This window comes from Acinetobacter sp. NIPH 298 (assembly GCF_000369505.1).
Taxonomy (GTDB): Bacteria; Pseudomonadota; Gammaproteobacteria; order Pseudomonadales; family Moraxellaceae; genus Acinetobacter.
In genome coordinates, this window is the sequence record NZ_KB850053.1 from 465,477 (window position 1) to 483,350 (window position 17,874).

Sequence of the window (17,874 nt, forward strand, 5' to 3'; positions counted from 1 at the left end):
CTTTCACTAGATACCATTCCTGTTGTATCTCACATCCCGATGCGAAAACTTATGATTCTTGTTTTATGTTTTGGAACTTCCTGTTCCTGATGAGTTCATATTAGATAATTTGATGGGGCCTGAATATGGGACATTGCCCCTAATCGTTGTAAGAAAAAGCGTACAGCGTTGCGTTTAAATATCTGGCAACAAGTACCTAAACTGCCCATAAAAAAGCTATTTTGTTTCAAATCTACCGCTTTTATGGTTGTCGATGCGAATAAACTTTTAATTTTGATTATGAAGTCAACTGTCGTTCATATAGTAACCATTATATTAAAGGCGTATTGCAAAAACTAAATTTATCTATAGTTTAAGAATGAACCTAAATTTTTGGAACAGAATATGAATATTTTCCCTTTTCCATTTCAAGTTACTGATTGGGAAAAAATAGAAACCACAGAATACAGTGGAGAAACAGGAAAAGCGTATTGGAAGACCCAGTATTTTGGTGAAGAAACCAATAAAATTCGAGTAAGAATTGTCGAGTATTCAGCCAATTACTTAGCCGATCATTGGTGTGAAAAAGGTCATATTTTATTTTGTTTAGAAGGTGAGCTTGAAAGTAGATTAAAAGATGGCCGAACCTTTATTTTAACCCAAGGAATGAGCTATCAAGTTGGTGATCATGCCGAGCCGCACCAATCCTTCAGTTTGAATGGTGCTAAATTATTAATAATTGATTGAATTAATGTAATGCAGTTGATGCAAACTTAAATTAATGACATTCAATGCATCCACTCAGTGATAGATCAGACTTTAAGTAAAAATTTGAAAGAAAAAAGCCCGACATCCTGTCGAGCTTTTTTCCGTATTCCTTTCACTAGATACCATTCCTGTTGTATCTCACATCCCGATGCGAAAACTTATAATTCTTGTTTTATGTTTTGGAACTTCCTGTTCCTGATGAATTCATATTAGGTAATTTGACTGGGTCTGAATATGGGACATTGCCCCTAATCCTTGTAAGAAAAAGCGTACAGGGTTCCTGTCTTATCCAATATTCTTTATTAAACCTAACGACATCAATTGACGTACTAGATGAATTCATACTTTACTCTAAACAGCAGTCAATTACATAATGGTGATTTCAAAAGGGGAAGTTAATGAAAGCAATAATGATTAGAAGCCCAATATCTGTACTAGAAAAAGATCAGATTGGATATGGTTGGGCTAAAGTAGATTTTTCAGAACATGAAAATGCCACTGATGTAATTGCCAAAATAAATAAAGAATATACTAATGGTATTGGTAGACATTCCAATAGTATAAAAAGATTCTTTAACTTAGCGAATGGAGATATTGTTGTCGTGCCATTATCTAAAGCAATTGCTATTGGTATCGTAAATGGTAAAAGATCCTTTGATCAAAACCTAGCCAAAACTAAAGCCTGCAATCTTATTTCAGTAAATTTCTTTAGAACCAATAATGGACATATTCTAAGAATACCTAGAAAATCTCTCACACAAGGCTTTGAAAGCCGTCTAAAAGTAAGAAAGTCGAATACAAGTTTGAATGATTTTAAGGAGGAAATTACTAGAATTATTGATTCTATTGAATCTAATGGCGCATATAAACAAGAAACATACTTGCTAGAGAAAATATCAGAAGCAGAGCAAAAATTTAAAAAGGATCTTCTTACTTCTATAACATCTGGAACAACTTGGTTGTCTGCTGGTGGAAATGGGCTAGAACAACTAGTTAAAGAGCTTCTTATTATTGAAGGTTATACAGCGGCTATTCAACCTAAAAATCAATCTTCTGATATTTCTGATATAGATATTATCGCAAGTCGAATAGACCGCTTTTCGGAATCAAATTTACTGATACAAGTTAAGCACCATTCAAACATATCAGGTAATCACGGACTTAAGCAATTGATGGCTTTCAACGATTTTGAGGATATGGAATACCAAAAGTGGTTTATTACTACAGCAGATATGACTGATTTATCATTGGATCTAGCTTCTCAAAACAATATTAGAGTTATGGTTGGTTCTGATTTTGTTGATTGGGTTTATGAGAATATTTCGGATTTATCTTATGCGACAAAACAACAATTAGGTATTATTGAAATACCACTACTTTTAAAATAACCATACAACAATTATTTAAAAAGCCCCTCAAGAATCCTTACGGGGCTTTTTATAATTTAATTTAAAAACTTAAACCGAATGACCCAACCGCTCACCCATCACCACAGCCGAATTGGCTTTAAATTGTTCTTCCCACACCATCTTGTCTTTTTCAAACAATATCACTGCGGTTGAACCGAGATAGAAACGCCCTAACTCAGCGCCTTTCTCAAGTTTCATTTGATGATGTTGTAACTCAACACGACCTGTAGGTTTTACTTTACCTGTTGCAACAGTCTCAATCCCCGCCACAATCATTGCACCCACTAAAACCACAGCCATACGACCAAGCTCAGTATCAAACAAACACACCATGCGTTCATTACGAGCAAATAAACCAGGGATGTTTTCCGCAGTCACTTGGTTCACTGAAAATAATTCACCCGGAATATATAACGTTTCCGTCAATGTGCCTGCCAATGGCATATGCACACGGTGATAATCTTTAGGTGACAAGTAAACAGTCGCAAATTGACCTTCATGGAATGGCTTCGCCAATTGCGGATCACCAATCAATTTCTCAACAGAAAAACTCTGACCTTTGGCTTGAAAAATATCACCCGCTTCAATTTTACCTAGCTGTGAAATCGCACCATCCGCAGGGCAAACAACACTATCTGCTCGCTCATCTACACCACGTACACCATTTTTTAAGGCACGGGTAAAAAACTCATTGAAAGACTTGTATTGCAGGGCATTGCTTTGCTCAGCAATACTCATATCAATACCATATTTTGCTTTGAATGCCTGAATAACAGCAGTTTTCACCAAAACATTTTCACTTGCGGCAACCTTGCCAATAACACGACTGAGCTGATGTTGCGGTACTAAATTTTGTGCTTTGATAAAGAATTGTTTTTTTAAATCTGCTGCAAAACTCAAGACGGTGACTCCCCTGAAATAATAGGACTATCGAGGCGATTGCCCCATTCACTCCACGCACCATCGTAGGCTCTGACTTGCCAATTGAGCAATCTCGCCAAAATATACGCCAAGCCTGAACGGTGATGTGACTGACAATACACCACGACAGGTTGTTGTAAATCAAAGCCTAACTGCTCTAAACGTTGTTGAGTGCGTTCAAGCGAGTGTAATTTTAGATGATTTTCGCGATTAAGGGCAGTACTCCACTCAAAATGCATTGCATTTGGGATATGACCGCCGCGTCGCGCAGCTAAACGCAGACCTGTATATTCTTCATGACTACGACAGTCCCACAACTGGATATTGTGTTCTTGAATCTGCTTTAATAATTCATTGTATTCAATACGGTGTTGTTGTACCGCATTCAAATCCACCTGTACAAGTTCGCGAACTGGAATAACTGTTTCAACGTCAGTGGTCGTTGGCAAACTTGCACCCAACCAAGCGTGAATGCCGCCATTGATTAGACTGGTGCGAGTAAACCCAAGGCAATGTAAATTCCAGATCAAACGCCCTGCCCAAGCCCCACCTTCATCGTCATAGACCACCACATGATGCTGAGGTGAAATATTTAATTTTTCAATCAAGGCTTTTAAACCCTCTACATCGGGCAATACACCATTGGCTTGTTCATTTTGCGCAACTAAATATTTAGGTTGTAAATGAATCGCATGGGGAATATGCAACTGTTCATAAACCGATGCCCGACTTAAATCAATCACACGAATCAATTCATGCCCCAAATGCGGAACAAGTTGTTCAGGTTCAATCAGTAAACCGAGTTTAAAATCAATGTCAGTCATTGTTATGGAGTCTTGTGATCACAGCATTGTGATTGATTTTAGCATAGCTCACTTTTTATCTTCGTCTGATTTTTTGCATTCATTTAGCAGAAAAATGGATATGGATAATCTAAATCATCACATCCAACACATATTTCGCTTTTATAAAAATAAAGGCTAACGCACCTGACAGCAGCTATCGTGGAGGCGGCAGGGATGCCGTCCGTTTGGCTGTGATACAAGGAAGTATCATCAGCCAAACAAATGGTTTTGCCTACTTTTCCCAAAAGAAAAGTAGGTCGAACCGAAGGTTTATCCTAATGTTTAAATCATGCTTAGCAATAAACAACAGTCACAATAATCTGAATGAGAAATTAACTTTTATTTTATTCAATCTCAAACACCTGACGCAAATACGCCAAGAACGTCTCGTTATCACTCATGGTTTTACCTGAACTATCCGAGATTTTGGCTACAGATTGGCGATTACACTCCACCAATTTCAACACAATATTCAACGGTGTCTGCCCCATATCATTGGTCAGATTGGTCCCTATTCCAAAACTAACTTGGAAACGATCTTTAAAATACTGATGTAATGACCATGCCTTTTCTAAATCAAGACCATCACTAAAGGTTAGCATCTTGGTCTTGGTATCAATTTTTAATTTACGGTAGTGAGCATAAGCTTTGTCGCCCCACTCATACGGATCACCACTGTCATGCCGCAAGCCATCAAACAACTTGGCAAAATACAAATCAAAATCACGTAAGAACGCATCCATACCGACCACATCAGTCAAAGCAATACCAAGATCTCCTCGATACTCTTGTACCCACGCTTCTAATGCCGCTTTCTGGAAGTTGCGTAATCGCACATCCAATGCTTGAAAGGCTTGTAAAAACTCATGTGCCATCGTTCCGATGGGGCTAATGCCAAGTTCTTTGGCTAATAGCACATTGCTGGTTCCACGAAATACGGTTGGTGCAGCAGTATGAAACGCTTGTACCACATGCTTCTGCCATTCAAAACTATAACGGCGGCGTGTTCCAAAATCTGAAACCAAAAAGGGGGGATCATTTTCTTGCTGTAATTCAGCGTACTGTTGCAACTGAATCAACTTCTGCTGTAACCGACGCTCACCTTCAACCCAAACACCATCATGACGAATACGGCGGAAATACAATTCATTGACGATGGCCAAGACAAAAATCTCAAACATCATCGCTTGAACCATGGGTCCTTCGATTCGAATATCCAAACGCCCAGCTTCATCAACACTGGCCTGAATAAAACGACGTTTCAGTTGGAATAATTCTAGATAATCAACGAAATCACTTTTGATAAAACGCAATGAGCGTAAGTATTGCAGCTCATCTTCTGCAAATTTTAAATCGCATAACAAATCGAGTTGATGATTTAAATCAGCTAAAATTTCTGCCAGAGGATAAGCCGTATCTTTTAAATTCCGACAACGAAATAAATAAACACTATGGGTTTGCGGAAACTGATGTAACACCACTTGCAACATGGTGAATTTATATAAGTCGGTGTCGAGTAAAGATCGAATAATGGCAGACATAGGTGCTGGTTTTAACCCATTCTTTTGCATAATATCTTTCGTTATACAACCAAAGCGCTGCTGTTGGATAGTAGACTTTTGCTGCAAAGTCACTTTTTAATCAAGCTTCTCTGCTAAAATCTCCTGTCTTTTTCAATTCTCTTTCAATGTTATGCGCGCAGTTATCCAACGAGTCCTCGAAGCCAAGGTTGTGGTTGACGGTCAAACGACTGGTGAGATTCAACACGGTTTATTGGTGTTTTTAGGCCTCGGCAAAGAAGATACCTTTGAGAAAGGGCAAAAGTTGATTGATAAGATTCTAAAATATCGAATCTTTGATGATGAACAAGGCAAAATGGGCTGGAATGTCAGCCAAGCCAAGGGTGGGATTTTATTAGTGTCTCAGTTCACCCTCATGGCTCAAACCCAAAAAGGCTTACGACCCGACTTTGGACCTGCTATGCCACCTACTGAAGCCAAAGCGCTGTATGAACAATTGGTTGAGTATAGTCGTCAACAATTTGAACAGGTTGAAACAGGGATTTTTGCGGCGGATATGAAAGTGCACTTAATTAATGATGGTCCAGTGACTTTTAACTTAGAAATCGAATAATTCCAAACAATAAAAAAACGCCCAATTTGGGCGTCTTTTTATAACTTTTTTATCTGCCCGTTTTTTCTTTAATAAATGCACGAACTTGACGAAGCTTCTGTTTTACAGGTTTTGGCACTTTAGGTGGAATTAATTTCGCAGCTTGGTTGAACCACACCAACAAACTAAAATCACCTTCCATTTTAATACTGCCATCTTGCATCCCAGTCATGAATGCAGTTGGATCACCTTTCACTAACGTTTTTACACCTTGCTCACTATCAGCAAATTGTAAAATAAAGTCAGCTTTTTCTGGGCTACCTGCAACTGTCTCAATCTTGCCATGGTTCACAAGGATTTGACGCGCCAATCCTAGATCAGTTCCGATTTGAATACGGAATTCGCGATCATGTACCAACTCAATAAACTTCGGGCTAGTACGTGCTAATTGCTTCATACGTAACGCCAAACCTGCCACTAACAAATCAAGTGGATCAGTACTTACATCAACAATAGGTAGCTTAACCACAGGTAAAGAAGAAAGCTTCATGACATTTATGCCTACAGTATATGGTGGAAATTAAGACAATCCGTATCCTAGCACAATTGTAGAAAGGTCGGTAAAAGCTTTGTCACAGAATACAACAAAGGCATGCTGAGCATGCCTTTGTTGTTGTTCAAATTATTATAAATTATCGGCTAGAACATTGTTGCTGATCGTCCTTATATACTGGTGTATGTTCAATATACTGACGATTTGCTAACTGTTTTTGTGCTTGTTTGTCTTCACGTAAAAGGATAAATGTAACCGTCACCATCGCGAGGCTCAGGGCCGTCAGATAACTATAAGCGACTGATATTTCGAAGATGGTTTGCACACCAAAGCGTACCACTTCTAACAGTCCCCAACAGAGCATACCTGCCAACATAAAACCTAACCAACGACGATAAGGAGAAAAGAAAACAGCAATAACTGCGACAGCGATTAAGCCAAATCCAACCCACATGGTGAAATTCGCTGCTTCCATAGGAACCTCCGTCTTAAAAAAGATGGTCTGTATTCTTATTCAGACCTCATCATAATTGTTCTGTATCTCTAACAGTACTTCGTATTGCATTTGCGTCTTTAAGCATTATGGAGTGTTTTTTTTAGAAAAAAAGAGCCTTAAATTAGCCACACGACACAAGCTGTCGCAATATGCTTTTGTCATTACATTTTTTTAAATTACAAAAGTCCTGAATTTCCATATAGCATCAATTGCAGCGTGTCATTACAAAAAAATAGACCTCAATTCGGATGTATAAAAACTTTTTTCTGAATTTTTTTATCGTTGTTTTTCTATACATTTAGACATAAATATGAAGAAAAAAAGACAGGATAAAAATGCACAGTGCCGCTCAAAAAGCGGCACCATTTTAATGCAATTATCGCTGTGTTTAAGCACGATTCAGATCTTTATCGTGCATTCCTAATAGATACAGCACCCCATCCAAACCCACGCTAGAAATGGCTTGATTGGCATTTTGACGTACCAACGGTTTAGCACGGAAGGCAACCCCTAGCCCAGCGATCGAAAGCATCGGTAAATCATTGGCGCCATCGCCTACCGCCATCGCTTGTTCAAGTGAGATCCCCATTCGTTCAGCCAATTGGCGTAACAATTCGGCTTTACGTGCACCATCAACGATTGCACCTTGGACTTCACCCGTGACGATGCCATCTTGCACATCTAAGATGTTGGCGTGAACTTCATCAATTCCAAGTTTTTCTTGCAAATATTCAGCGAAATACTGAAAACCACCAGATAAGATCGCAGTCTTATAACCCAATGATTTTAATGTCGTAATCAGGCGTTCAGCACCTTCAGTAATGGTCAAACGTTCTGCAATCTTAGGTAGAACCGAAGCATCTAAACCTTTCAATAAAGCAACGCGAGCACGAAAGCTTTGTTGAAAATCCAACTCCCCTTGCATAGCACGCTCAGTAATTTCAGCCACTTGTGCGCCCACACCCGCTTCCAAAGCAATTTCATCAATCACTTCTTGCTCGATTAAGGTTGAATCCATATCAAAACAGACTAAACGGCGATTACGACGATAGGCATTGTCTTCTTGTACCGCAACATCAATATTTAACTCACCCGATAAACTTAAACAGGCAGCACGCATGGCTTGTGCATCTAGCATTTGACCACTTAAACCAAACTGCACACAGGCACGACGAGGAAAATGACTTTCTTCTTCTAAAGCCAAACGACCTGACAGTCGGGTAACTGTTTCGATATTAAAGCCCTGACCTGAGACAATATTTGTGACGGCTTGCAAGTGTTCTGCGGTTAATTCTGGCGCAAGCGCTGTGACAATATAACGTGTTCTGCCACCTTCACTGACCCATTGCTCATATTCTGCGTTGGAGATTGGTTTAAATCGAACAGTTAAGCCAATATCATGTGCTAAAATCAGGATCTCTTTCATTGCTAATGCAGTTGCAGTCTCATTATCCGAAGCAACAACAATCCCTAAAGTGAGTTGATTGTGGATAACAGCCTGTCCAACATCGAGTATTTGCAAAGAATGTACGGATAGTACTTGCATTAATCGAGTAAACTGATTCGGTTGATCTGGTCCTAAAAAGGATATAAGAATGATTTCTCGCATGAATTGACTCGTGTTTGAGCGACAACTATTGTGTAAGAATCATAGCATAACCCATGAATCTATTTGCCTTGGAAATTTAACTTGAATGCGCCTCGCCAAGGGCTATTTGCTAGCCTACTGATCGTAAGTTTTGCATTGCATACCTTTTTATTGGTGATTGCAACGACTCATCAACTCAATGAAAATCGCGCCAGCCAAGGACAGCTGATGACCAGTCAGCTGGTGGCAGATAGTCTTGCAGAACTGGAACCCGCCAATACCGTTTCGTTGGCATTGGTTGCCAATCGTTATGCCACCAATCCAAGCGTTGCTTCGATTCGTATTTTGAATGCAAATCAGCAAGTGCTGGCGACCAGCGGCATGGCCAAAACACGTCAAGGCGAAGTATTCGTCCGTGATGCATTGCAAAATGAAAAGAAAGTTGGAACGGTTGAAATTACCTTAATCCAAGCCAGTATTGGTGAAATCCTACGTACCCAATGGTTGGCGATCTTTGTATCCTTATTTATACATTTCCTCATTTGGTTGGCTTATCGTGTGATTGCTCGACCAACACGCAGTGAATACCTAGCACGTATCAATCAAGAAAATCATCTTAAACATGAGATCCAGCGTTTAACCCAAGCACTTGCGCTCGAAAAACAAAATACCATCACCTTAGTGGCTCAAGCGCAACAACAAACCAAAGCACAAGCCAAACCGCGTGTTGAAAAAATGCCAATAGATCCATCTCAAATGAATCATCAAGCTTTGGCGCTCAATATTCAGTTTTATGATCCAAAGCAGCTTTTAAATAGTGTCAACCAGTCTGTTTCGGTGCCTTATTTCAAATTGTGCCAATTGTTCTTAGATAAAAGTATCGATCTCTGCGCCAAGCATTATCAAATCGATGCAGCTCAAATTTGCGTAGTACAAGAGTTCAATGCCGAAGGTGCAACCTTATCGACCACCTCGGAACAACCACATGCACTAGAATGTTTGATGATGGTTGGTGCGGTATTCCAATTATTGGCCGAAGTACTTTACAAACGCTATCGTGAAGATAAACGCTTTGCGCTACAAACCCGTGGTGCTGTTGCTAGCGCTGTTGATGCAATGCAACTGGATGCAATCGAAGCCGCAAAACGTTTAACCCAACATTTACATGCCAAAGAAGCGGCCTTACACCTCAACCACGATCAGCTCAAAACCATTCAACATCGCTATGAATTGGTTGCGATGCCAAATCCAAGCAATATCATGACGCGTCATGCCTTTATGATTAATGGTATGAATGAAGAGTGTGCGACCTTGGCACAAACGCTACGTACTGAAATCCTGATGGGGAAAAAAGCCAAAGCTGCGACAGAATCTTAATACGCATACTTCATATAAAGAACTGTCATCTCGTTTTATCCACCATCATTCAAGACTTTGCGCCTCCCCTGACGCAAAGTCTTGTTCGTTTTACAATACCTGAGCAAGAGCAAAGCACTGCTTTGATCGCAGCGCAAGGCGAAGCTCGATGACAGAAATATTTTTTTGCTGCAATGAGCACTATAGCTCCTAAGGTGAAATATCAACAGCCGCTAAGAAGCACAGGCGAAATTTTTTAAAATGCGTTAAACTATGTCAGATTTATCGAATACTAGTGCCTTAAAGGGCAGCAAAAAGGTGAAAACGAATGCCGCTAAGTTGTGTTGAAGAGCTTGTCGCAGATATTCGTGCAGGCAAAATGGTCATCCTTATGGATGACGAAGATCGTGAAAATGAAGGTGATTTAGTCATCGCTGCGACGCATGTGCGTCCTGAAGACATTAACTTCATGATCACCCATGCACGTGGTTTGGTCTGCCTGACCCTGAGTCGCGAACGTTGTAAACAACTCAACCTCCCACTGATGGTTGACCAAAACGGCGCACAGCATGCAACCAACTTTACGCTTTCAATTGAAGCGGCGGAAGGCATTAGCACTGGTATTTCTGCGGCTGAACGTGCCCATACCATTCACGCTGCAGTTGCTGCACATGCCAAACCAAGTGATATTGTACAACCAGGTCATATTTTCCCATTAATGGCTCAACCGGGTGGTGTACTTCATCGTGCTGGACATACCGAAGCAGGTTGTGATCTGGCTCGACTTGCAGGTTTAGAACCTGCCTCTGTCATTTGTGAAATTATCAATGATGATGGCACTATGGCACGTCGTGCGGATTTGGAGATCTTTGCTGAAAAACATGGTTTAAAAATTGGAACCATTGCAGATCTGATTCACTACCGTATGACCAATGAACAAACGGTAGAGCGTTTGTCACAAGAAAGTATACAAACTGAATATGGTACATTTGAACTGTATAAATACCGTGAGCTTGGTAATCCAGATATTCATTTAGCTTTAGTCAAAGGCGAACCAAAGCAAGGTGTGACCACTGTCCGTGTACATGGTTTCAGCCCAATTCGTGACTTATTAAAGCTAAATAAAGCAGATGGTTCTTCTGCTTGGAATTTAGATCTTGCCCTTAAAACCATTGCAGCAAGCGAACGTGGCGTTTTAGTTTGGATCGGTCAGGACCATTTACAAGATTTGGGTCATGCTTTCGATCAGTTAAATCAACCAAAACCGCTCAAATCAAATGCTGCACTTTCACATCAATATCAAACCATTGGTGTAGGCGCACAGATTTTACGTGATCTAGGCGTTGAAAAAATGAAGTTGTTGAGTTCTCCACTTCGTTTCAATGCCCTATCAGGATTTAATTTAGAGGTCGTGGAATACATCACTGCCGATCAAATCACAGCAAAATAATCGAGGTTGCTATGGCAATTCGCCGAATTGAAGGTTTATTACATCTCGCAAGCGAAGGTCGCTATGCGATCTTAGTGGGTCGTTTCAACAGCTTTGTGGTTGAACATTTACTTGAAGGTGCTATCGACACTTTAAAACGCCATGGCGTTTCAGAAGAAGCCATCACCGTGATTCATGCACCAGGTGCATGGGAACTGCCTATTGTTGCGAAAAAACTCGCTGCATCAAAAAACTTTGATGCCATTATTGCATTAGGCGCGGTGATCCGTGGTAGCACACCACACTTTGACTTCGTTGCAGGTGAGTGTGCCAAAGGCTTAGGCGTTGTGGCACTTGAAAGCACAATGCCTGTCATCAATGGTGTCTTGACAACAGACAGCATTGAACAAGCAATTGAACGTTCTGGTACGAAAGCAGGTAATAAAGGTAGCGAAGCTGCACTTACTGCAATCGAAATGGTTAACTTATTAAAGGCAATTTAAAGCATGTCGCAAACACTTCAGGCCGCTTATGCAGCGAAACGCAAAGCACGTCGTTTTGCTGTACAAGGAATTTATGAATGGCAAATGAGTCATAATCCTGTCCATGAAATTGAAGCACGTACCCGTGTCGAAAATGCCATGCATAAAGTTGACCTTAACTATTACCATGAATTGCTCACGCAAGTGGTTGCTCAACATGACGCTTTAGATGAGTTACTTATTCCAGTCCTTGACCGTGAGTTGAACGCACTGGATGGTGTTGAACTTGCAACGTTACGACTCGGTGCTTACGAACTTCGAGATCACCTCGAAGTTCCGTATCGTGTGGTGCTGGATGAAGCGATTGAATTAGCAAAACACTTTGGTGGTGCTGATAGTCATAAATACATCAATGGTGTATTAGACCGTTTATCATCAAAATTACGTGAAGCTGAAAAACAGCAAGCAAAATAAAGGCTTGATGTTCTATGGCTGAGTTCTCGATCATTGATCAATATTTTAAACGCACATCAAAGCTTGATGTCAGTTTAGGCATCGGTGATGACTCAGCCATTGTCACCCCACCTCCCTCACAACAGTTGGTGATCTGTGCAGATACGCTTGTTGCGGGTCGGCATTTCCCCTTAGACACCTCAGCCCACGCCATTGGCTGGAAAAGTGTGGCCGTCAACTTATCTGACTTGGCTGCAATGGGTGCAAAACCACATAGTATTTTACTGGCTTTAAGCCTTCCGACGATCGACCACGATTGGTTAGCCGAATTTAGCCGTGGGCTATTTGACTGCTGTGACCAATTTGGGGTTGCATTGGTTGGTGGTGATACTACTCAGAGTACACAACTGACGATTAGTGTTACTGCACTTGGCTGGATTGAACACGGTCAAGCAATTACTCGATCTGGTGCGCAAGTCGGCGATTATATTTGTGTTAGTGGTCAAATCGGTGATGCTGCATACGGATTACAACATTTAGGTCATCCTCTACAACAACGCCTCGACTATCCAACGCCACGTTGTCATTTAGGACAACAGCTTAAAGGCTTGGCATCCAGCATGATTGATATTTCAGATGGACTGGCACAAGACCTTGGTCATATTCTTAAAGCATCCAAGTGCGGTGCCAAATTATTACTCGATCAGCTACCGATAGATAAATCACTGAAAGCACAAGATATGCGGCAAGCTTGGCATTATGCGCTGGCTGGTGGCGATGATTACGAACTATGCTTTACAATATCACCGCAAAATTATGAGAAACTGTTGCGACAACACTTAGATGTTCCGCTTACAATAATCGGCGAAATTGCCCAGCAAACTGGATTGCTATTTGAGTATATGGGCGAGATTTACCCATTGGATGTTCATGGATACCAACACTTTGCATAAACCACCCATTCGCTTCAATCAAATGACTTGGTATAACCGCTGCATCGTTTTCTGTGGTGTTGGCTTTGGTTCCGGTCTCAGTCCTAAAGCACCGGGTACTTTTGGTTCTGCTTTCGCCTTGCTGTTTGTCCCACTTTGGCTATATCTTGGATTATCGGCAAGTATTGTGGTGGTTTTATTGATGTCGCTGATCGGCATTTATATCTGTGGACATACCGCCAAAGTCCTCAATGTACATGATGATGGCCGTATTGTATGGGATGAGTTTGCTGGACAATCCATCACCTTACTTCCTTTACTGTATTTACAACAACTAAATTGGCTCTGGGTACTGGTCGGATTCATCTTGTTCCGCATCTTTGACATTTGGAAACCATTCCCAATCAATTGGGTGGACCAAAAAGTGTCTGGTGGTCTAGGCATCATGCTAGATGACATCATTGCTGGAATTTGGGCAGCGCTTTGTATTTTTATTATTCACTTTTATTTTCTAACTTAAGCTATTGATATTAGAGTTAATCATGTCAACAACAGTTATTATTCTTGCAGCAGGGAAAGGAACGCGCATGCGTTCACAACGACCAAAAGTATTACAACCACTCGCGGGTCGTCCACTGCTCGGTCATGTAGTTCAAACAGCAAAAAAGCTACAGGCTCAAAATATTATTACCATTTATGGACATGGTGGAGAACTGGTCAAACAAAGCTTTGCTGAAGAACAAATTGAATGGGTTGAACAAGCCGAACAACTTGGAACAGGCCATGCCGTTCAAGTGGCTTTGCCCGTTTTACCTCAAGATGGCGTTTCTTTGATTCTCTACGGTGATGTGCCTTTGGTTCGTCAAAGTACTCTTGAACAACTGCTTGATGCTTCTAGCCAATCAGGTATTGGTATGATCACGCTCAATGTTGAAAATCCAACAGGCTATGGCCGTATCGTTCGTGAAGCAGGAAAAATTCAAGCGATTGTTGAACATAAAGACGCGAATGAAGAACAGCGTCAAATTCAAGAAATTAATACGGGCATTTACTGTGTCAGTAATGCCAAATTGCATCAATGGTTACCAAAACTATCCAACAACAATTCACAAGGTGAATATTACCTGACCGATATTGTGGCGATGGCGGTTGCTGATGGTTTAGAAATTGCATCTATTCAACCTGAATTGGCATTTGAAGTTGAGGGTGTCAATGATCGTTTACAGCTTGCAACCCTAGAGCGCCAATTTCAGCAACAACAAGCCAAAGAGCTGATGCAACAAGGCGTTCACTTGATTGACCCGAGTCGTTTCGATCTCCGTGGTCGCTTAATCTGCGGTCAAGATGTACTGATTGATGTCAATGTCATCATTGAAGGTGATTGTGAGCTTGGCGATAACGTCCAGCTCGGTGCAGGGTGTATTTTAAAAAATACCCGTATTGCTGCGGGCACCCAAGTTCAAGCTTATAGTGTATTTGAAAATGCGGTTGTTGGTGAAAATGCGCAGATCGGGCCTTTTGCTCGTCTACGTCCCGGTGCAAAATTAGCCAATGAGGTGCATATTGGTAACTTTGTTGAGGTTAAAAACTCGAATATCGGTCAGGGTTCTAAAGCCAACCACTTTACCTACTTAGGTGATGCTGATATCGGTGCGGATTGTAATATCGGCGCTGGCACGATTACCTGTAATTATGATGGTGCAAATAAACATCGAACCATCATTGAAGATCAGGTCTTTATTGGCACCAATAACTCGCTGGTTGCACCGATCAAAATTGGTCAAGGTGCTACTACTGGCGCTGGTTCAACCCTAACCCGAGATGTAACTGGGCATAGTTTAGCGGTCGAACGATCTAAGCAGTTTGAAAAAGCGAATTATCAACGTCCCCAGAAGTTGAAAAAATAAGAGGATAAAATTATGTGTGGTATTGTTGGTGGCGTTGCTGAACGTTGTGTAACCGATATTCTCATTGAAGGTCTTAAACGTCTCGAATATCGTGGTTACGATTCGGCAGGTTTAGCATTATTAAATAATCAAAAAATCTTACGTGAACGCCGCGTAGGAAAAGTCGCCAATTTAGATGAAGCGGTCTCTGAACAAAAATTAACGGGTAATATCGGGATTGCACACACGCGTTGGGCGACTCACGGCAAACCGACGGAGAACAACGCTCACCCACATGTATCTGGTAATGTTGCAGTGGTTCACAACGGTATTATTGAAAACTACCAAGAACTCAAGGATGCATTACAAGCACAAGGCTATGTGTTTAGCTCTCAGACAGATACTGAAGTGGTTGCACATCTGGTCAATGACGCACTGAAACAAACGGATAGCCTATTAGAAGCGGTACAAAAGGTTACACCTCAGCTTAAAGGCGCGTATGCGTTGGGCATTATTCACACTGCACATCCAGATGAACTCATCACTGTACGTGAAGGTTCACCGCTTGTCATCGGTGTGGGAATTGGCGAGAATTTTATTAGCTCAGACCAATTGGCATTATTACCTGTCACCAACCGCTTCGTTTATTTAGAAGAAGGTGATATTGCACGTTTAACACGTAGCAGTATTGAGGTTTTTGTTAATGGTGAAGCCGTTGAACGTCCTGTAAAAGAATTGGACGCAACCGTAAGCAATGTATCCAAAGGCGCATATAAGCACTTCATGCTGAAAGAGATTTATGAGCAGCCTGAAGCGATGCAACAGACCATTGCTCAAGCATTGAATGGCAACACCCTGCGCGAAGATTTCCTCAGCCACGCCAATGCAGATTTTAGTCAAATTCAACAAGTACAAATCATTGCCTGTGGTACCAGCTACCATGCAGGGATGATCGCAAAATACTGGTTTGAGCAGTTGATTGGGGTATCTTGTCAAATTGAGATTGCCAGCGAATTCCGCTATCGCAATCCTGTCATTGTCGCAAATACCTTATATCTCTGTATCTCTCAATCAGGCGAAACAGCAGATACTTTAGCGGCATTACGTGAAATCCAAAAACGTGCGAAAGCGCAAAATATCGACATTAGTACCATGACGATTTGTAACGTTGCGACCTCATCAATGGTTCGTGAAACAGATCATCATTTATTGACGTTGGCAGGCCCTGAAATTGGGGTTGCATCAACCAAAGCCTTCACTACACAGCTTGCGGCATTGATGTTACTGATCCTCAAAGTAGGACAAGTCAAGCAACAGCTTTCTGCGGCACAACTCACCGAAATCATAGCGGCATTGTGGCACTGTCCTAAAGTCATTTTAGACACATTACAGTGTGATACCGAAATCTTACGTTTATCCACACTGTTTGTTGAGAAAAATCACTGCTTATTCTTAGGTCGTGGTACCCATTTCCCAATCGCGCTTGAAGGTGCGTTGAAACTGAAAGAAATTTCATACATCCATGCTGAAGGCTATGCTGCGGGCGAGTTAAAACATGGACCACTGGCGTTAGTGGACAATGAAATGCCAATCGTGATTTTAGCGCCAAAAGATGAAATGCTCGATAAATTAAAATCGAATATGGAAGAAGTACAAGCGCGTGGCGGCGAATTGTTTGTGTTTGCGGATGAAAATAGCGGCATTCAAGGCAAAGATCGTCAACATGTCGTGCATATTCCAACGATCAATGAATGGTTAGCACCAATTGTTTACAGTATTCCTGTGCAACTGTTGTCTTACCATGTTGCAGTATTACGTGGAACCGATGTCGATCAACCACGTAATCTCGCCAAGAGCGTTACTGTAGAATAATCAAATAGATAGAAGGAGGCTTTAAGCCTCCTTCTGTTTTATCAAGCTGAAAAAAATCTAAAAAAATATGCTAAGCCACATAACGACTGGTTTTATGATTCAGTAAAATAATCGAATTTAGAATCACCGCACCAAAAATTGAAATCAGAATTAATGTCCAATCCACAAAAAATAACGACACCAGCAAGATCGCCACATCGATTCCCATCTGCGCCTTTCCTGCTGGAATCTTAAAACGTTCTTGTAAATAAAGCACCAGTAGATTGATTCCACCCAAGCTTGAGCGATGGCGAAACAAAATCAAAAAACTCACGCCCATCAGTACATTGGCAAAAACGGTCGCATAAATTGGGTGCACAGTGGCAAGCTGAACAAAATGAGGAATGGTTTCAGTAAAACCTGCCAATAACGCCACGGCAATAAAGGTCTTGGCCACCAAGGCAAGCCCCATTTTCTTATAAGCAAAATAATAAAATGGAATATTGATCAGAAAGAATAAAATACCAAACTGAATGTCGGTAATGTAATGAATCAACAAAGATAAGCCCGCAGTTCCACCCGTCATAATCCCTGCTTGTTTCAATAGCACCATGGCAAAAGATAAGATAAATGTTCCAATCAACATCGCCAATGCATCTTCAATCTTTGAGTGTTGTTCGATCACAGGCGTGACAGGACTTACCAAAGATACATTTTGATCGGTATTCATAACGGTACAACTCAACAGGAGAACAACAAAGGGAGAGATCTTTCAAGGAAAGACATGGCATATTTGATCATTTTTATTGTTTTT

18 protein-coding genes are annotated in these 17,874 nt (G+C 41.1%); 11 read left to right on the plus strand and 7 right to left on the minus strand.

The genetic code is table 11. The annotated features are described in order from the left end of the window. Positions 1-384: 384 nt before the first annotated feature. On the plus strand, positions 385-726 hold the full coding sequence (locus F903_RS02085) for a DHCW motif cupin fold protein (protein ID WP_004673553.1): 342 nt from the start codon (positions 385-387) through the stop codon (positions 724-726). A gap of 419 nt (positions 727-1,145) precedes the next feature. Continuing rightward, complete coding sequence (locus F903_RS02090) at positions 1,146-2,135, plus strand: restriction endonuclease (protein ID WP_005194113.1); 990 nt, start codon at positions 1,146-1,148, stop codon at positions 2,133-2,135. Between the two features lie 69 nt (positions 2,136-2,204). Here F903_RS02090 and asd read toward each other — a convergent pair whose 3' ends face one another. From asd to pncB, 3 genes are all read right to left on the minus strand, one after another. Beyond that, positions 2,205-3,056: an archaetidylserine decarboxylase gene (gene asd / locus F903_RS02095; protein ID WP_005194114.1), complete on the minus strand. Its 852-nt coding sequence runs from the start codon at positions 3,054-3,056 to the stop codon at positions 2,205-2,207. After that, entirely contained in the window at positions 3,053-3,901 is an 849-nt protein-coding gene (locus F903_RS02100; RefSeq protein WP_005194115.1) for a sulfurtransferase, read from the minus strand. The genes asd and F903_RS02100 overlap by 4 nt, the downstream gene beginning before the upstream one ends. A gap of 365 nt (positions 3,902-4,266) precedes the next feature. After that, positions 4,267-5,463, minus strand: coding sequence for a nicotinate phosphoribosyltransferase (gene pncB, locus F903_RS02105; RefSeq protein WP_034594738.1), 1,197 nt, complete (start codon positions 5,461-5,463; stop codon positions 4,267-4,269). A gap of 151 nt (positions 5,464-5,614) precedes the next feature. Between pncB and dtd the strand changes: the two genes are divergently transcribed. Continuing rightward, on the plus strand, positions 5,615-6,055 hold the full coding sequence (gene dtd / locus F903_RS02110) for a D-aminoacyl-tRNA deacylase (protein WP_005194117.1): 441 nt from the start codon (positions 5,615-5,617) through the stop codon (positions 6,053-6,055). Positions 6,056-6,104: 49 nt separating this feature from the next. Here dtd and F903_RS02115 read toward each other — a convergent pair whose 3' ends face one another. The 3 genes from F903_RS02115 to serB all read right to left on the minus strand — a co-directional run bounded on the left by F903_RS02115 (position 6,105) and on the right by serB (position 8,692). Continuing rightward, the gene (locus F903_RS02115; protein WP_004673563.1) at positions 6,105-6,584 is read right to left on the minus strand and encodes a hypothetical protein; all 480 of its coding nucleotides are present in this window, start codon (positions 6,582-6,584) and stop codon (positions 6,105-6,107) included. A 142-nt stretch (positions 6,585-6,726) separates the two neighbouring features. After that, complete coding sequence (gene aciT, locus F903_RS02120; protein ID WP_004673565.1) at positions 6,727-7,062, minus strand: ciprofloxacin tolerance protein AciT; 336 nt, start codon at positions 7,060-7,062, stop codon at positions 6,727-6,729. A 409-nt stretch (positions 7,063-7,471) separates the two neighbouring features. Beyond that, complete coding sequence (gene serB / locus F903_RS02125) at positions 7,472-8,692, minus strand: phosphoserine phosphatase SerB (protein ID WP_004673567.1); 1,221 nt, start codon at positions 8,690-8,692, stop codon at positions 7,472-7,474. A gap of 63 nt (positions 8,693-8,755) precedes the next feature. On the opposite strand from serB, the gene F903_RS02130 reads away from it, so the two are divergent. From F903_RS02130 to glmS, 8 genes are all read left to right on the plus strand, one after another. Further along, positions 8,756-10,048 carry a hypothetical protein gene (locus tag F903_RS02130; protein WP_171065185.1) on the plus strand — a complete coding sequence of 431 codons (1,293 nt, stop codon included), beginning with the start codon at positions 8,756-8,758 and terminating at the stop codon, positions 10,046-10,048. Between the two features lie 307 nt (positions 10,049-10,355). Beyond that, complete coding sequence (ribBA, locus tag F903_RS02135; protein WP_004673570.1) at positions 10,356-11,477, plus strand: bifunctional 3,4-dihydroxy-2-butanone-4-phosphate synthase/GTP cyclohydrolase II; 1,122 nt, start codon at positions 10,356-10,358, stop codon at positions 11,475-11,477. A gap of 11 nt (positions 11,478-11,488) precedes the next feature. Next, on the plus strand, positions 11,489-11,959 hold the full coding sequence (gene ribE, locus F903_RS02140) for a 6,7-dimethyl-8-ribityllumazine synthase (RefSeq protein ID WP_004673571.1): 471 nt from the start codon (positions 11,489-11,491) through the stop codon (positions 11,957-11,959). Between the two features lie 3 nt (positions 11,960-11,962). After that, positions 11,963-12,412, plus strand: a complete 450-nt coding sequence (nusB, locus tag F903_RS02145) for a transcription antitermination factor NusB (RefSeq protein WP_005194123.1) — start codon at positions 11,963-11,965, stop codon at positions 12,410-12,412. A gap of 14 nt (positions 12,413-12,426) precedes the next feature. Continuing rightward, entirely contained in the window at positions 12,427-13,344 is a 918-nt protein-coding gene (gene thiL, locus F903_RS02150; protein ID WP_005194125.1) for a thiamine-phosphate kinase, read from the plus strand. After that, entirely contained in the window at positions 13,322-13,843 is a 522-nt protein-coding gene (locus F903_RS02155; protein WP_005194127.1) for a phosphatidylglycerophosphatase A family protein, read from the plus strand. Before thiL ends, F903_RS02155 begins: the two co-directional genes overlap by 23 nt. Before the next feature lie 22 nt (positions 13,844-13,865). Continuing rightward, positions 13,866-15,230, plus strand: coding sequence for a bifunctional UDP-N-acetylglucosamine diphosphorylase/glucosamine-1-phosphate N-acetyltransferase GlmU (gene glmU, locus F903_RS02160; protein WP_005194129.1), 1,365 nt, complete (start codon positions 13,866-13,868; stop codon positions 15,228-15,230). 12 nt (positions 15,231-15,242) lie between these two features. Continuing rightward, complete coding sequence (gene glmS / locus F903_RS02165) at positions 15,243-17,081, plus strand: glutamine--fructose-6-phosphate transaminase (isomerizing) (protein WP_005194130.1); 1,839 nt, start codon at positions 15,243-15,245, stop codon at positions 17,079-17,081. Positions 17,082-17,151: 70 nt separating this feature from the next. Here the strand turns inward: glmS and F903_RS02170 are convergent, their stop codons facing one another. Beyond that, positions 17,152-17,790, minus strand: coding sequence for a YitT family protein (locus tag F903_RS02170; RefSeq protein ID WP_005194131.1), 639 nt, complete (start codon positions 17,788-17,790; stop codon positions 17,152-17,154). Positions 17,791-17,874: the final 84 nt, after the last annotated feature.

Bases quoted from the DNA above. Each gene is read 5' to 3' on its own strand.
- thiL (WP_005194125.1), top strand. From the start codon at position 12,427: ATGGCTGAGTTCTCGATCATTGATCAATATTTTAAACGCACATCAAAG.
- pncB (WP_034594738.1), bottom strand. From the start codon at position 5,463: ATGTCTGCCATTATTCGATCTTTACTCGACACCGACTTATATAAATTC.
- glmU (WP_005194129.1), top strand. From the start codon at position 13,866: ATGTCAACAACAGTTATTATTCTTGCAGCAGGGAAAGGAACGCGCATG.
- F903_RS02090 (WP_005194113.1), top strand. From the start codon at position 1,146: ATGAAAGCAATAATGATTAGAAGCCCAATATCTGTACTAGAAAAAGAT.
- dtd (WP_005194117.1), top strand. From the start codon at position 5,615: ATGCGCGCAGTTATCCAACGAGTCCTCGAAGCCAAGGTTGTGGTTGAC.
- F903_RS02170 (WP_005194131.1), bottom strand. From the start codon at position 17,790: ATGAATACCGATCAAAATGTATCTTTGGTAAGTCCTGTCACGCCTGTG.
- F903_RS02155 (WP_005194127.1), top strand. From the start codon at position 13,322: ATGGATACCAACACTTTGCATAAACCACCCATTCGCTTCAATCAAATG.
- ribE (WP_004673571.1), top strand. From the start codon at position 11,489: ATGGCAATTCGCCGAATTGAAGGTTTATTACATCTCGCAAGCGAAGGT.
- F903_RS02100 (WP_005194115.1), bottom strand. From the start codon at position 3,901: ATGACTGACATTGATTTTAAACTCGGTTTACTGATTGAACCTGAACAA.
- serB (WP_004673567.1), bottom strand. From the start codon at position 8,692: ATGCGAGAAATCATTCTTATATCCTTTTTAGGACCAGATCAACCGAAT.
- aciT (WP_004673565.1), bottom strand. From the start codon at position 7,062: ATGGAAGCAGCGAATTTCACCATGTGGGTTGGATTTGGCTTAATCGCT.
- nusB (WP_005194123.1), top strand. From the start codon at position 11,963: ATGTCGCAAACACTTCAGGCCGCTTATGCAGCGAAACGCAAAGCACGT.
- ribBA (WP_004673570.1), top strand. From the start codon at position 10,356: ATGCCGCTAAGTTGTGTTGAAGAGCTTGTCGCAGATATTCGTGCAGGC.
- glmS (WP_005194130.1), top strand. From the start codon at position 15,243: ATGTGTGGTATTGTTGGTGGCGTTGCTGAACGTTGTGTAACCGATATT.
- F903_RS02115 (WP_004673563.1), bottom strand. From the start codon at position 6,584: ATGAAGCTTTCTTCTTTACCTGTGGTTAAGCTACCTATTGTTGATGTA.
- F903_RS02085 (WP_004673553.1), top strand. From the start codon at position 385: ATGAATATTTTCCCTTTTCCATTTCAAGTTACTGATTGGGAAAAAATA.